This window comes from Campylobacter sp. RM12640, assembly GCF_020137595.1.
Classification (GTDB): Bacteria; Campylobacterota; Campylobacteria; order Campylobacterales; family Campylobacteraceae; genus Campylobacter_E.
The window spans coordinates 82,441-96,724 of sequence record NZ_JACGAU010000004.1 but is presented as its reverse complement, the minus strand read 5'-3'; the positions used below and the strand labels follow the sequence as shown (position 1 = coordinate 96,724).

Here is a 14,284-nt window from a genome sequence, read left to right as displayed (position 1 = left end):
AATGAAAGATGAATTAATATATAAATTAGAAGATAGGCCTCCGTTTGTGCGTGCTGTTTTAGCTGCACTTGTTCATTTATTAGCTATGTTTGTAGCAGTAATAACTCCTTCATTATTAATAGGAAAAGAATTAGGACTTAGCCCTGAAAATGCTACTAGGATTATTTCTATGTCATTATTTGCTAGTGGGGTAGCTGGATTTATTCAAATGATGACTTTAAAGGTCGGAAAATTTCAAATTGGTTCAGGTTTATTAAGTGTTCAAGGAACAAGCTTTAATTTCGTTTCAGCAATCATTACAGGTGGCTTAGTATTAAGAAATCAAAACCTAAGTGATGCAGAGATTTTAGCAGCAATTTTTGGAACTCTTATGTTATGTAGTATCACTGAAATGCTAGTATCAATTAGTTTAAAATATGTGAAAAGAATTATTTCAAATCTAGTTTGTGGAATTGTTGTAATGATAATAGGTCTTACTTTAATTAGTGCAGGACTTATTAGTGCAGGCGGTGGATTTGCTAGTATGAGCAAGGATATTCCTGCGAATTTACAATTTGCAAGTTTAGAAAACTTAGCTTTAAGTGGGGTAGTATTATTATCAATTGTAGTATTTAACTCTTTTAAAAAGCCTATTTTTAGAGTTGGAGCTTTATTTTTCTCAATTATTATTGGTTTAATACTTGCTACATTTTTAGGTAGATTTGATTTAAGTAATGTGCATTCAGCTAATTTATTTATAGTTCCTGAACCATTGTTTTATGGTCTTAGCATAGAAACTAGCCTAATTTTGCCATTTGCGATAATATTTTTAGTTACTTCACTAGAAACCATTGGCGATATTAGTGCTACAAGTGAGCTAAGTCATCAGCCAATGAAAGGCGAAATATACGAAAGAAGATTAAGGGGTGGGGTATTTGCTAATGGGTTTAACTCTTTAGTATCAGCATTTTTTAATACTTTTCCAAATTCTTGTTTTGGTCAAAACAACGCAGTAATCGCACTAAGCGGGGTTGCAAGTCGTTATGTTGGATATATTGTTTGTATTATGCTTATGATTTGCGGGATTTTTCCTATTGTTGCGGAGTTTGCTTTAAGAATACCTGAACCTGTAATTGGTGGTGCTATTTTAGTAATGTTTGGAACAATTGCTGCAACTGGAATTAAAATAATTTCAAGAGAAGAATTAAATAAGCGTTCTGTTATGATACTTTCAATTTCACTTGCTCTAGGTTTAGGAGTAAGCACTCAACCACTTATTTTAGAGCATTTACCTGATGTGTTTAAAAATCTATTTGGCTCAGCAGTTGCAACTGCAGGATTTAGTGCTATATTGCTTGAGATTTTATTACCTAAGGATAATAAATGAGAAAACTATTAATATTATTAATTCCTAGCTTTATTTTTGCTAGGATTTTAATTCAAGGTGCAATGCCTATTGAGATTGATACTTTAGTAAATGCTATGAGCGATAAAAAGGTAGTTAAAATAGGTAGTTATATATTTTATGAAGGCAAAATTAAAGGAAAAGATATTGTAGTATCAAGGACTTTAATAGGTCTTGTAAATGCTTCAGCAGCCACAACTTTAGGCATAACTTATTTTAAGCCTGATATTATTATAAATCAAGGCACAGCAGGTGCTATTGTAGAAGGTCTTAAATTAGGAGATATAGTTGTAGGAGATAGAATTTATAATGCAAATTCTTACAAAACTCCTAAGAGTTTATATACTATCAACCCTTTAGCAAAAGAGCCAATGATAGCTCCACTAACTTTGCTAGATACAAATAATGAAGATTTAAAAAATGAGTATTTTACAAGTGATGAAACTTTAGTAAATAAATTCATAAGCCTAGCTCCTAAAGGAGTTTTAAAGGTAAATATAGCTAGTGCTGATGCGTTTAATAAAGAAATCTTAATGCTTCATCTTTGGAATAAAACCTATAATGCAAGCGTTGAAGAGATGGAAAGTGTAGCTGCTGCTCAAGTTGCTAAAGCTTTTAATGTGCCGTTTTTAGCTATTAGAATTGTATCTGATAATTTGATTGAAGATATTGATTATACTCCTAGTATTGCTATTAAATTACAAGAATTATTAATAAAGATTATTGATAAGTTTTGATATTTAATTTTTATCCTAGCAAAAACTAGGATAAAAATCTTTTTATATTTTAAAATATTTTATATGTTGTGTTAAGGTATTTGCAATTTCTTTTAAGCTATTTGCTGCGTGTGTGTTTTCTTGCATAGATTTATTGGTATTTTCAGAGCTTTTTGTGATACTTATCATATCGTTATTTAGGCTTTGAAGTTTTTCTACTTGTGCGTTAGCAGCGTTACTTACTTCATTAGCTTTTAATAATGAATCATTTGCTTGATGGCTGATTTGCTCTAAAATCAAATTAGCTTCATTAGCTAGTCTCATTCCGCTTTCTACTTGTGGAACTGCTGTTTGAATAGCATCAACCGTTGCTTGAGTTTCGCTTTGTATTATTGAAATCATATTTGATATTTCATTTGTTGCTGTGTCAGTTTTTTCTGCTAATTTTCTAATCTCATCAGCTACAACTGCAAATCCACGCCCATGCTCTCCTGCACGAGCTGCTTCAATTGCAGCATTTAATGCAAGAAGATTTGTTTGCTCTGTGATTTCTTTAATCAATTCTGCACTATTGCTAATTTCGGTTGAGTGTTTATCTAGCATTTTGATTTGCTCTGAAGAATAATGCACGGTTTCTGTGATTTTTTCTATTTCTTTAATTGTAGTTCTCATAGAATTAATTCCATTATTTGATAATTCAACCGTTTTTTGAGAATTTTCTTTAGTTTGATTTGCTATATTTAATACATCTTGCATAGCTATTCTAGCATTGTTTATATTTTCTAAAGATTCTCTTGATTTGTTTTGTTGTTCGTTTGATAATTTACTAGCATTATTTGAAGCATTTGTTACTTCTTTTGCACTATTTTCTAATTCTTTTGAAGAATGAATTACTTCTCCTACAATATCTTTTAATTTATTTTCCATTTCTTTTAAAGCATATAGCATACTATCTTTATACTTAGTATCAATTTTAGTATCTAAATTCCCGTGTGATATGCTAATTACTGCTTTAACTGCGTCTTTTACTTCTCCACCAAGTGAGCTAATAATCAATCTTGTTATATAAAGTGCTAAGAAAATCGCTACTAAAAATGCAACTATGCTAATTGCTATACTACTACTTAAAAAGCTGCTAATTGTCCCTCTTGCTTGTTTTGTTAATGCTTGATTTTTTGCTTCTTGATAATCAATAAATTCATTAATAACATTTAGCCAAGTAACAAAACTATCTCTTGCTTGAGATAATAATATTTCGTGAGCTTTGTTTGTATCATTATTGTTTTTATATTGAATTATTTCTTTTATTAAAGGAAGAGTTTTTGCTTCTACGCCTTTAATTTTTTCTAAAATCAATCTATCTTTATCATCTACCAAATTAGCATTTGCAAATATTTTTGCCATATTATTAGCTGCTATATTGTAATTGTTTTCTAATTTATCAATTAAAGATATAGCATTATTTATCTCGTTTTTATCACTTAATAAAACAACATCTCTAATAGCTATTGCTCTATCATGCACACTACCTCTAAAATCAACTGCATACCTTTGTTTTACAGCATTTACATCGCTAATTTCGTTTAAATCATTATTTACGCTATTAATTTTAATATATCCGCTAAAAAATATGATTAAAATAAATGCAAGAATACTAGCAAAACCAATGAATAATTGAGCTTTTAAAGAAAGATTTTTCCCTAACATTTTATTTCCTTTTAAATTAAATTTATTTTATTATAATAAAAATTATTAATTAGCAAAATAAAAATTAGAAAAATTATAATGATAATTTAATATATGAATTAATTAAGTTTAATTTAAGCATATAAACTAGGAATTTTAGTTGAAATTCAATCTTATGATGATTTTATATTTTAAAATTAAAAGAATTTAAATTAGGAATTAATTGCATAAGCCTTTTAATTAATAGCTTTTGTGTTTTAAGGTGCTTAAATCTATTTTTTTAAAGGTTTTTTGATAATTTCAATTTTAGTTTAATAATTTTAATTAATTTAGCAAGATAGCTTATGGATTAGGTTTTTGTTTTATACCAAAATTGACCTAATCCCATTGTAAGTCCTTTTTAATTTTCTGTTTTTATAAGTTTTTTCAATTATAGCATCAATTATAGTGAATGCTATAATTGATGCTAGTATATATGATAGTATTGTAATAAGTGTGTCTATTACTGTATTAGCTAGTTTAGTGTCAATAATATTATCTGAATTCAACAGTGTTTTCAATAAGCCTCCATTGCTTTTTGTCTATCTAAGGCTTCTTTATATTGTTTTACATAATAAGCTTCTGTTGAATCAATCTTTAATTTTATATTTTTAAGTAACCCTTTATAGTCATTGTAAGCTCTTTTGTTATTTTCATGGTTTTCGTCGTATTTCTCTATACGTTTTTCTACTTCTTGTATAAAAGGTGTCCATTCATCAGCATATTTTTGAAAAATATTTTTTATTTTTATATATTCTGCATCCGATTTACCATTTGCCGCTATTGTAACCAAGGGCATCTCCATAAGATATTTACGAGATAATTTTATGGTTAAATCCGAAAAAGTATCGTTTAGTTGTAAATAATTCATCTTTGAATAATCTACTTGTTTTACCTTTTTAGTAGTGTTGTTAGCTGTTGTATCAGCACTTAGTGTTGGAGTTGCTAACGCAATCATTGCCATTGTTGTTAAACTTAATAATTTTTTCATTGTTTTTCCTTTCAAAATAGTTTTTTTAATTTTTAGATTTTTTATATTTTTTAGTTTTAAAATAAATTAGTTAGATAGCATCGTAATTTTTATCCATATTAACTCCTTTAATGAAATAAAATTTATTGTAATACCCCCCCCCATTAATAAAAGTTAATAAGATTAATTAGATAGTTTAAAAATAAGTTTTTTTATGTGAATTAAATATTAAATGTCGTTATAAGGCAAAATATTATATTTTGTGCTTAATCAAAATAATTACTAGTTTGGAATTTAAATTAAAAAAATTATTTAATATAGTATGGATTTTCCTAATTTATAGCTAAATTAGGAAAATTTATTAATTAGATAGTATCTCCGTTAAAGATTGAGTTTTTAACCACTACATAATCAACTTTTCTAATATCACGAAGTTCTTTTCCACCTGCATAAGAAATTGAGCTTTGCAAATCTTCTCTCATTTCATTTAAGGTATCAAAAATATTTCCCCTAAATGGAACATACATTTTTTTACCTTCTACATTTTTACGCTCACCTTTTTGAAATTCACTTGCTGAGCCATAATATTCTTTCATTTTTTTGCCATCAATTTCTATGGTTTTTCCAGGACTTTGCTCGTGTCCGCTAAATAATGAGCCTATCATTACAAAAGTAGCTCCAAAACGAATTGATTTTGCTATATCTCCGTGATTTCTAATACCACCATCAGCAATTATTGGCTTTTTAGCACTTTTAGCACACCAGCGAAGTGCTGCAAGCTGCCAACCGCCAGTCCCAAAACCGGTTTTAAGCTTAGTAATACACACCTTACCAGGTCCAATACCAACCTTAGTTGCATCAGCTCCAGCATTTTCTAAATCCCTAACAGCTTCAGGAGTTCCGACATTTCCTGCTATTACAAAGCTAGTTTTTAATGTGCTTTTAATGTATTTAATCATCTTAATTACATTGTCGCTATGTCCGTGAGCAATATCAATTGTAATATATTCAGGATATAGTTCATTTGCTTTTAATTCATCAATAAATTCGTATTCTTTTTGAGTAATGCCAACAGAAATTGACGCAAAAAGCCCTAATTCTTGCATTTTTTTTACAAAGTCTAATCTTTTTTCAGGCTCAAATCTATGCATAATGTAAAAATAATCACTTCTAGCAAATGAAATCGCTAATTCTTCATCAATGATTGTTTGCATATTTGCAGGAACTACAGGTAGTTTAAAAGTTCTATTACCAAGCCTTACGCTAGTATCGCATTCGCTTCTTGAATTGATTATACATTTTGCAGGGATTAATTGCACGTCTTCATAATCAAATACTAATAAATTATTTAACATCTCATCTCCTTAAATTAAAGAACTGATTTTATCTTATAAACAATTAATAAAAACTTGATTTTAAAAGTAAAAATACTTTACGGAATTTAAATCCGGATTTTCACCGGAATTATTTTTTAGCTATCGCTTCTATTTCTATTCTTGATGCTTTTGGTAATGCTGCTACTGCAAATGCACTTCTAGCAGGGAAAGGCTCTTTAAAAAACTCAGCATAAGCTTCATTAACTGCTGCAAAATCATTTATATCAGCTAATAAAACCATTGTTTTTATAACATTATTCATATCTAAACCTTGCTCGTTTAAGATAGCTTTTATATTTCTTAAACTTTGTCTTGTAAGCTCTTTAATATCGCCTTTTACAAACTCTCCTGTACTAGGGTCAATTGGTAGCTGACCACTAACAAATACTAAATCATCTGATTTACCACACACACTATAAGGTCCAATAGCCTTTGGATAATTCATTTTTTCTCCTTTTTTGAAAAATTTTGCAAAAATATTAGCAAAAAAATATTAATTGATAAAAAATAATAAAAAATATTTATAATTAAGGATTTTTTAATAATTTTTTTGCAAAAATTAGCATTAATAATAATTTTTTATTAATTTAATTAAATTTAAAGGAGAATTTATGGAAAATAATTCTAAAAATACCAACTATGCTACAAAAAGCATAAGGTGGTTTACTTTTATTGTTCTTGTTTTTGGTGGGGGAACGGTGTTTAAATTATCATCTTTAAAAGATGCTTTTTATGTTCCTATGCAAGAATTTATGCATCTTAGTAATACTCAAATAGGTGTTGCTTTATCGGTTTATGGAATTGTTCAAACAGTAGGTAATTTTGCTTCTATTTATATATCAGATAGATTTTCTAAAAGAATACTCATACCAATTTCATTGGTTTCTATTGGTATAATTGGCGTTTATATTTCAACATTTCCTAGTTATTATGGTATATTGGCTGCTTGGGGATTGCTTGCCTTTTTTGGTGAAGTTGTTTATTGGCCTGTTTTATTAAAAGCTATAAGATTGCTTGGTGATTCAAGTCAACAAGGAAGATTGTTTGGATTTTTAGAAGCAGGTCGTGGTGTTGTAGATACTATAATAGCTTTTTCAGCTTTAGGTATTTTTGCTTTATTAGGAAGTGGGGCAGCTGGTCTTAAAGGTGGTATTTTATTTTATAGTGCTTCTGTTGCTATCGCTGGAATTGCAAGTTATTTTCTATTAGAAGATGATAAAGTTCAAGAAGTAGATGAAAATGGAAATAAAATTAGCAGAAACAAAGCTGCTTGGAATGGTGTAATAAAAGCTGTAAAAACACCTGAAATATGGGTTGTATCTTTAACAATTTTTACAATTTACTCAATTTATTGTGGATTAACTTATTTTATACCTTTCTTAAAAGATATTTATGCAATGCCTGTTGCGTTAGTAGGTGCTTATGGAATTATAAATCAATATACACTTAAAATGGTCGGAGGGCCTATTGGTGGATATTTGGCAGATAAAAAATGTAAAAGTGCAACAAAATATTTAAGATATGCTTTAATTGCTGCAGCTTTAGCTATGGTTATTTTTATATTATTACCACATGATAATATGAATGTTTATTTTGGTATGACATTAACACTTGGGTTTGGTGCTATTGTTTTTACAATGAGAGCTACATTTTTTGCTCCTGTTGATGAAATTAGAATTCCAAGAGAAATAAGTGGTGCTGCTATGAGTATAGCTTGTATTTTTGGTTATTCTCCACAACTATTTTGTTTTGCATTATATGGATACATTATTGATACAAACCCTGGTATAACAGGTTATAAAATTGTATTTTCTATAATGGTTGGTTTTGCACTAGCTGGAATTTTAGTTACTACTTTGCTTCTTAAAATGATAAAAAGAAAAAAAGAAGCTTTAGGAGAATAATATGAAAATAGGTTTAGAAACTGAAAGTATGCATTTATGGTTTCAAAATAATAAAATGGATATTTTTAGCTATATAGATTTTGCTAAAGATTTAGGTTTTGATGGGGTTATTATTAATATTATTAAAGATTATGGACTTGATGAAAATTGGGGAACGTTAGGTAGTAACAACTTAGAGCATTTAAAGAAAATATCTAAAAAGCTAAAAAACTATAATATGTATTGTGAAATTGATACTAAAGGTTTTGAATATAATAAAATGAAAGAAGTTTGCGAAGTGGCCTCTATTTTAGAGGCTAGCATAATAAGAAGTTATGTTCCTATTACTAAAAAAGTTCTAAATATTACAAAGGGTAGTGAGGGTGCATATGATGATTCTAAAATAACTGCAGATTTTAATATTGATGAATTTTATAAATTTTCTGAAGATATAAAAATGTTAATTCCATTATTAAATGAATATGGAGTTAATTTAGCTATTGAAAATCACGAATATCAAACATCTTTTGAAATGATTGAATTATTAAAAAAGGTAAACAACGATAAGGTAAAATTATTGTTTGATTTCGGAAATTCTATGATGGCGTATGAAGAACCACTTCAAGCTTGTAAGAATATGGCACCATATACAATAACCACTCATTGTAAAGATCATATAATATTTCAAGAAAATAATGAATATTATGTATCAGGAACACCATTAGGTGAAGGAAATATTGATATAAAATCTTGTATAAATGTTTTAAAGTCATATGGTTTAAAACATATAAATATAGAATCTTGTTATCCTTATTGTTCTACTTTTAAAAGGAAAGTAGGAACAGGTGGTGTTAATAATTTGGGAGAAGGTGCTTTTAAAATAGAGCAGCCATTATTTCCTGAACTACAAGCAATGCAATATTATTACCCACAAGAGGTAAGTTTGAGTGCTTTAGATAAATTATTAAAATTACAAAAACAAGGTGTAGAGAATAGTCTTAAATATCTTAAAACAATTTTATAATTGTTTTGTTGTTCTAGTTGCTATATTAAGCAACTAGAATTTTAAATCTTCATTATATAAAAATAATAAAATTTTATTATTATTTTTTCTAAAATTAATAAAAATTTGTTACTTTTTGTAATATTTTATGAAAAAGTAAGAAAAATTAAGAAAATTTATTAAAAAAAATCAAAAAAATTATTATTTTAAGAAAATTTTAAAGATGGGGGGGGGTATAATCAAATGATGATTTTTAAATAAAGGAGAAAAGATGAGCAATTTTGCTTTAATTTCGGTCTTAATAGCTTCTATTGCCTTAGTTGTGTTTTGTATTACAAAACTTAAAATCCACGCTTTTTTATCATTAAGCTTAGCAAGTATTTTTGTCGCACTTATAACTGGTGTTGATTTAACAAAAATCGGTTCTATTATTGAAAATGGAGTAGGTGGGACGCTAGGATTTTTAGCTGTTATTATTGGTTGTGGAAGTATCTTAGGAAAAATGCTAGAAGTTAGTGGCGGGGCGCAAAAAATAGCCCTATCATTACTAAATCTACTTGGTAAAAAAAGAGCTGATATTGTTATGATGTTGGTTGGATTTATTGCTGGTATTCCTGTATTTGTTGAGGTTGGATTTGTCTTATTAGTGCCTTTAGTTTTAGTTGTAGCTAAAGAAATAGGTGTTAGCAGAATAAAAATAGGCATAGCATTAGCAACTTCACTAATGGCAGTTCATTGTATGGTGCCACCACACCCAGCAGCTACTAGCATAGTAGCTACTTTAGGTGCTGATATAGGTCAAGTAATTTGGATGAGTATAGTTGTGGGTATGATATGTGCTTTTATAGGTGGGGTTTTGTTTTTGAAATTCTTTGATTTTTCAAAAGATAATGAGATGAGTGTTTTTGATAATACAAGTTCTACTTATAACTCTATGCCAAGCACAGCAATTACTTATTTTACAATACTTTTGCCTTTAGTTTTAATGTTGCTTAAGACTTTAGTATTTAAAGATAATGCAGTATTTGCATTCATTGGAAATCCTATTATCGCATTATTAATAAGTGTTTTTGTAGCATATTATACTTTAGGCTTAAAGCAAGGCTATTCTATGCAAAATTTAATGGATTTTAGTGGGGATTCATTTACGCAAATTGCTTCAATTTTATTAATCATAGGAGCAGGTGGAGCTTTTAATGAGATATTAATTGCTTCAGGCATTGGCGAAGCATTAAAGCAGACTTTAGGAAGTTTGAGTTTAAATCCTGTATTTTTAGCTTGGTTAATTGCTATTATTTTACATGCTAGTGTTGGAAGTGCAACGGTTGCTATGATTAGTGCAGCAGGAATTGTTTTACAAATGGATAGTAATGTTAGTAAAGAAGTTTTATGCCTTGCAATAGGAAGTGGTGCTATAGGTTGTACTATAGTAACTGATAGCTTATTTTGGCTAGTAAAAGAAAGCTTAGGAATGAGCGTAAAAGCTATGTTTAAGTATTTTACAAGTGCGACTTTAGTAGCAAGTATAAGTGGTTTAATCTTAAGCTATGTTTTATCAATAATTTTATAAGGAGTAAAAATGTTAATTGAAAATCTAAAAGCAATGAAAGAAACAAGTTGGATTAATACAAATCTAAGCAATGATGTATTAAATGAATTAAACAAAGGTGCTATTAAGCTTGATAGAATTGATGATGCAAGGGCTAGACTTAATCGTTTTGCACCTTTACTTAAGATAATTTTCCCTGCTACAAATATTACTAATGGTATTATAGAAAGCCCATTAGCTTGTGTGAATAATTATAAAAAAGAGTTAGAAAAATTAAGTGGTGCTAGTATTCAAGGCGATGTTTATATAAAACTTGATTCGCATTTACCAATATCAGGCTCTATTAAGGCTCGTGGTGGAATATATGAAGTATTAAAACACGCAGAAGATTTGCTAATAGAAAATAATATGCTAAGTATTCAAGATGATTATTCAAAACTAGCCGATCCAAAATATAAAGAATTTTTAAGTAAATATAAAATAGCAGTTGGCTCAACAGGTAATCTTGGTCTTTCAATAGGAATTATGAGTGCAAAACTTGGCTTTAAAGTAGAAGTTCATATGAGTGATTGTGCTAAAGAATGGAAGAAAAAAATGCTAAGAGAGCACGGATGCAGCGTGATTACTTATGAAGATGATTACGGCGTCGCAGTAGAGCAAGGAAGAAAAAGTTCTGAAAATAATCCGTATTGTTATTTTATAGATGATGAAAACTCGCATAATTTATTTTTAGGATATAGCGTTGCTGCAAAGAGATTAAAAGGACAATTGCAAGCATTAGATATTAATATCAGCAAAGATAGACCGCTTTATGTTTATCTTCCTTGCGGTGTTGGTGGTGGTCCTGGTGGGGTTGCTTATGGGCTTAAGGCTGAATTTGGCGATTGTGTAAAATGCTTTTTTGCTGAGCCAACGCATAGTCCTTGTATGATACTTGGACTTGCTACCGGAAAACATAATGATATAAGTGTAGCTGATATTGGGCTTGATAATATTACGGCTGCTGATGGGCTTGCTGTTGGTCGTGCGAGTGGGCTTGTAGGCAAAGTACTTGAGCGTGTAATTGATGGAAGTTTTACGGTAAGTGATGAGAATATGTATAGATATTTAAGCTTACTTGCATCTAGCGAAGGTATTAAGCTTGAGCCTTCGGCTTTAGCTGGGGTTAAAGGCTTAATGATTTCTAATGAGCTTAAAACTGAACACAAAAACGCAATTCATCTAATATGGGCAACAGGTGGAAGTATGGTGCCAGACGCTGAAATGGCTGAATTTATTAAAACAGGAGATGAATTATTATAAAATAAGCCCTAAAATAGGGCTTATAATTACTTTACGCAACTATAATTTACAAAACATTTACCGAGGGCTTTATGAATCAACAAACAAGAACAGAATATATAAAATTAGTGCATTTTTTAGCACAAGCTTTAGGCAAGGATTATGAAATAGTTTTGCACGATATAAATGATGATGGAATGAGTATTGCAGAAATTGCTAATAATCACATAAGCGGAAGAAGTATTAATTCTCCTATTACAGGATTTGCACTTGAGCTTGTTAATAAAAAGATTTATGAAGAAAGAGATTTTTTAAGCAATTATAAAGCAAGTGCAGGTGGAAAAAATATAAGAGGTAGCACATTTTTTATCAAAGAAGGCAATAAATTAAGTGGAATGCTATGTATAAACTACGATAAAAGTAGAATGGAAAATATAGCAGCACAATTATTAGGTAGTGATATACCTGTAGAAGAAGCTGCTTATGAAGAAGTTTTGAGCCTTGATTTAAATGAGCTAATTCAAGAATTAACAGGGCTTAGCGTAAATGAGCTAAAAAATACTAATCTAAAACCAAAACAAAGACAAATAATAGTAGATAAAATCTATGAAAAAGGTATTTTTAATATAAAAGGCTCAATTACAGAAATAGCTAATCTTTTAAATCTTTCAGAATCAAGCATATATCGTTGTATAAACAAATCTAAACAAAAATTTTAATCAAGCATAAACGCTTGATTAAGTTAAATTCCATTAGTATTTAGTGCTAAAATCTCAATAGTAATTAATATTAAAGGTATTTTTATGAAAGTAATTTTTGGCCCAGTTAATTCAAGAAGATTTAAAAAGTCTTTAGGTATAGATTTAAGCCCTAATGAGAAATGTTGTAATTTTGATTGTTTATATTGTGAACTTGGAAAAGCTAAATTAAAATATGAAAATAAATCAAATTTAAGTGTTGAATATATAATAAATGAGTTAAAAGAAGCTTTGAAAATACATAAAGATTGCGATTATATAAGCATTAGTGCAAATGGCGAACCTACTTTATATCCATATTTAGATGAATTGATTATAAAAATAAATGAAGTTAAAAAGAATGCAAAATCATTAATTTTGAGTAATGCAAGCACAATTTTTGATAAAAATATTCAAAAGGCATTATTAAATCTTGATAGCGTTAAACTAAGCATTGATAGTGTAAATCCTAAGGTATTTCGCAAAATTGATAGAACGAATATAGATATAAATAAAATAGTTCAAGGTATAAAAGAATTTAGTCAAATTTATAAAGGTGAGTTGATTTTAGAATGCTTGGTTTTAGATGGTATTAATGATGATGAAAAGGATTTTATTGCTTTAAATGATATTTTAAAGGATATTAAAGCAACTAGACTTGATTTAGGAACTATTGATAGACCGAGTGATTATAATGTAAAGGCTGCAAGTTTTGAGAAATTAAGTAAATTGGCTAGTTTGATAACTAATATAAAAGTTAATATTATGAGTAGAAATACTAATATAAATAAATATGATGATTTGCTTAAAACTATTAGTTTAAGACCATTAAGCTCACAAGAAATTGATGAAAAAGATATAAAAATGTTAGATGAATTAGTAGATAAAAATATAATAAAATGTGTGAAAATAAATGATATTAATTTTTATAAATTAAACAAATCAAATTCTAATTAATATAAAAGCTATTGTGATTAATTTACTTATTTTAAGTGTATTTATAAACCAAGTGCGAATAAAATAAAAAGGGCTTGATTTTAACATCAAGCTTTGTTATATCAATATTAAAATTATTTAAAAAATATTCATACAAAAGCGAATAGTTAGAATTATTCATATAAATACAAATAATATTCTCATTATCTTCTAATAGTAAAGTATCATAAAATCTTTGATTATTTAAAGTAAAAATTTTATAAATATTTTTAAAAAATACTAAAAGTATAAAATTACAAACACTCATAAAAATATAAAATATACTCAAAAAATTATTTAATTTATATAATTGTTGTTTGCTTTGAATATTAAGGCAGGTTTTATAGATTTTAGCATTTTTAAATATATTGTTTTTTCTTTCTCATTAAGCTCATCTCTTTGCCTACAACTATGATTAATACAATAAATAAAATCCTTATGAAAATATATAATATTAGGTTTTTTAAACTTATAATGTAAATATCGCTCATCAAAATATGCAGCAATAATAAATAAATTAATACTAGAAACCTTCATAGAAAAATTACCAATATACATAAAAACACAAAAGCAAATAAACAAAGCGCTAGAATGAACTAAGCTAGTAATATAAGCGTTTTTATCTTTTAAATAAAATAAAGGCGTAAAATTACTAGAAGTTAAATATTCGCTCAAATTTTCTCCT

Annotated in this window: 14 protein-coding genes; 8 read left to right on the top strand and 6 right to left on the bottom strand. The window is 28.2% G+C overall.

All coding sequences use genetic code 11. The annotated features are described in order from the left end of the window. Position 1: 1 nt before the first annotated feature. The gene (locus AVBRAN12640_RS02440; RefSeq protein WP_214117884.1) at positions 2–1,366 is read left to right on the top strand and encodes a uracil-xanthine permease family protein; all 1,365 of its coding nucleotides are present in this window, start codon (positions 2–4) and stop codon (positions 1,364–1,366) included. Next, on the top strand, positions 1,363–2,121 hold the full coding sequence (locus tag AVBRAN12640_RS02435; RefSeq protein ID WP_336607306.1) for a 5'-methylthioadenosine/S-adenosylhomocysteine nucleosidase: 759 nt from the start codon (positions 1,363–1,365) through the stop codon (positions 2,119–2,121). Before AVBRAN12640_RS02440 ends, AVBRAN12640_RS02435 begins: the two co-directional genes overlap by 4 nt. Positions 2,122–2,163: 42 nt before the next feature. Here the strand turns inward: AVBRAN12640_RS02435 and AVBRAN12640_RS02430 are convergent, their stop codons facing one another. From AVBRAN12640_RS02430 to AVBRAN12640_RS02410, 5 genes are all read right to left on the bottom strand, one after another. After that, the gene (locus AVBRAN12640_RS02430; protein WP_336607307.1) at positions 2,164–3,807 is read right to left on the bottom strand and encodes a methyl-accepting chemotaxis protein; all 1,644 of its coding nucleotides are present in this window, start codon (positions 3,805–3,807) and stop codon (positions 2,164–2,166) included. A 341-nt stretch (positions 3,808–4,148) separates the two neighbouring features. After that, positions 4,149–4,346 (bottom strand): hypothetical protein, encoded by a 198-nt coding sequence (locus AVBRAN12640_RS02425; RefSeq protein WP_336608604.1) that lies wholly within the window; start codon positions 4,344–4,346, stop codon positions 4,149–4,151. Further along, a complete protein-coding gene (locus tag AVBRAN12640_RS02420; RefSeq protein WP_336608605.1) occupies positions 4,343–4,816 on the bottom strand; it encodes a hypothetical protein in 474 nt (157 codons plus the stop codon). Before AVBRAN12640_RS02420 ends, AVBRAN12640_RS02425 begins: the two co-directional genes overlap by 4 nt. A 344-nt stretch (positions 4,817–5,160) precedes the next feature. Further along, positions 5,161–6,150, bottom strand: coding sequence for a GMP reductase (locus tag AVBRAN12640_RS02415; RefSeq protein ID WP_214117880.1), 990 nt, complete (start codon positions 6,148–6,150; stop codon positions 5,161–5,163). Between the two features lie 109 nt (positions 6,151–6,259). Continuing rightward, entirely contained in the window at positions 6,260–6,616 is a 357-nt protein-coding gene (locus AVBRAN12640_RS02410; RefSeq protein WP_214117879.1) for a RidA family protein, read from the bottom strand. A 166-nt stretch (positions 6,617–6,782) separates the two neighbouring features. On the opposite strand from AVBRAN12640_RS02410, the gene AVBRAN12640_RS02405 reads away from it, so the two are divergent. From AVBRAN12640_RS02405 to AVBRAN12640_RS02380, 6 genes are all read left to right on the top strand, one after another. Further along, complete coding sequence (locus AVBRAN12640_RS02405; RefSeq protein WP_336608606.1) at positions 6,783–8,075, top strand: MFS transporter; 1,293 nt, start codon at positions 6,783–6,785, stop codon at positions 8,073–8,075. A gap of 1 nt (position 8,076) precedes the next feature. Further along, positions 8,077–9,078 carry a sugar phosphate isomerase/epimerase family protein gene (locus tag AVBRAN12640_RS02400; RefSeq protein WP_336608607.1) on the top strand — a complete coding sequence of 334 codons (1,002 nt, stop codon included), beginning with the start codon at positions 8,077–8,079 and terminating at the stop codon, positions 9,076–9,078. 250 nt (positions 9,079–9,328) lie between these two features. Further along, positions 9,329–10,627 carry a GntT/GntP/DsdX family permease gene (locus AVBRAN12640_RS02395; RefSeq protein ID WP_239803520.1) on the top strand — a complete coding sequence of 433 codons (1,299 nt, stop codon included), beginning with the start codon at positions 9,329–9,331 and terminating at the stop codon, positions 10,625–10,627. A 9-nt stretch (positions 10,628–10,636) separates the two neighbouring features. Then, positions 10,637–11,908, top strand: a complete 1,272-nt coding sequence (locus AVBRAN12640_RS02390) for a D-serine ammonia-lyase (protein ID WP_336608608.1) — start codon at positions 10,637–10,639, stop codon at positions 11,906–11,908. Between the two features lie 71 nt (positions 11,909–11,979). Then, the gene (locus AVBRAN12640_RS02385) at positions 11,980–12,606 is read left to right on the top strand and encodes a helix-turn-helix transcriptional regulator (RefSeq protein WP_214117868.1); all 627 of its coding nucleotides are present in this window, start codon (positions 11,980–11,982) and stop codon (positions 12,604–12,606) included. A gap of 84 nt (positions 12,607–12,690) precedes the next feature. Next, on the top strand, positions 12,691–13,581 hold the full coding sequence (locus AVBRAN12640_RS02380) for a radical SAM protein (RefSeq protein WP_214149766.1): 891 nt from the start codon (positions 12,691–12,693) through the stop codon (positions 13,579–13,581). Positions 13,582–13,896: 315 nt separating this feature from the next. On the opposite strand, the gene AVBRAN12640_RS02375 is transcribed toward AVBRAN12640_RS02380, so the two are convergent. Continuing rightward, positions 13,897–14,274, bottom strand: coding sequence for a hypothetical protein (locus AVBRAN12640_RS02375; RefSeq protein WP_336608609.1), 378 nt, complete (start codon positions 14,272–14,274; stop codon positions 13,897–13,899). Positions 14,275–14,284 lie beyond the last annotated feature (10 nt).

Bases quoted from the DNA above. Each gene is read 5' to 3' on its own strand.
- AVBRAN12640_RS02440 (WP_214117884.1), top strand. From the start codon at position 2: ATGAAAGATGAATTAATATATAAATTAGAAGATAGGCCTCCGTTTGTG.
- AVBRAN12640_RS02435 (WP_336607306.1), top strand. From the start codon at position 1,363: ATGAGAAAACTATTAATATTATTAATTCCTAGCTTTATTTTTGCTAGG.
- AVBRAN12640_RS02430 (WP_336607307.1), bottom strand. From the start codon at position 3,807: ATGTTAGGGAAAAATCTTTCTTTAAAAGCTCAATTATTCATTGGTTTT.
- AVBRAN12640_RS02420 (WP_336608605.1), bottom strand. From the start codon at position 4,816: ATGAAAAAATTATTAAGTTTAACAACAATGGCAATGATTGCGTTAGCA.
- AVBRAN12640_RS02415 (WP_214117880.1), bottom strand. From the start codon at position 6,150: ATGTTAAATAATTTATTAGTATTTGATTATGAAGACGTGCAATTAATC.
- AVBRAN12640_RS02410 (WP_214117879.1), bottom strand. From the start codon at position 6,616: ATGAATTATCCAAAGGCTATTGGACCTTATAGTGTGTGTGGTAAATCA.
- AVBRAN12640_RS02405 (WP_336608606.1), top strand. From the start codon at position 6,783: ATGGAAAATAATTCTAAAAATACCAACTATGCTACAAAAAGCATAAGG.
- AVBRAN12640_RS02400 (WP_336608607.1), top strand. From the start codon at position 8,077: ATGAAAATAGGTTTAGAAACTGAAAGTATGCATTTATGGTTTCAAAAT.
- AVBRAN12640_RS02395 (WP_239803520.1), top strand. From the start codon at position 9,329: ATGAGCAATTTTGCTTTAATTTCGGTCTTAATAGCTTCTATTGCCTTA.
- AVBRAN12640_RS02390 (WP_336608608.1), top strand. From the start codon at position 10,637: ATGTTAATTGAAAATCTAAAAGCAATGAAAGAAACAAGTTGGATTAAT.
- AVBRAN12640_RS02385 (WP_214117868.1), top strand. From the start codon at position 11,980: ATGAATCAACAAACAAGAACAGAATATATAAAATTAGTGCATTTTTTA.
- AVBRAN12640_RS02380 (WP_214149766.1), top strand. From the start codon at position 12,691: ATGAAAGTAATTTTTGGCCCAGTTAATTCAAGAAGATTTAAAAAGTCT.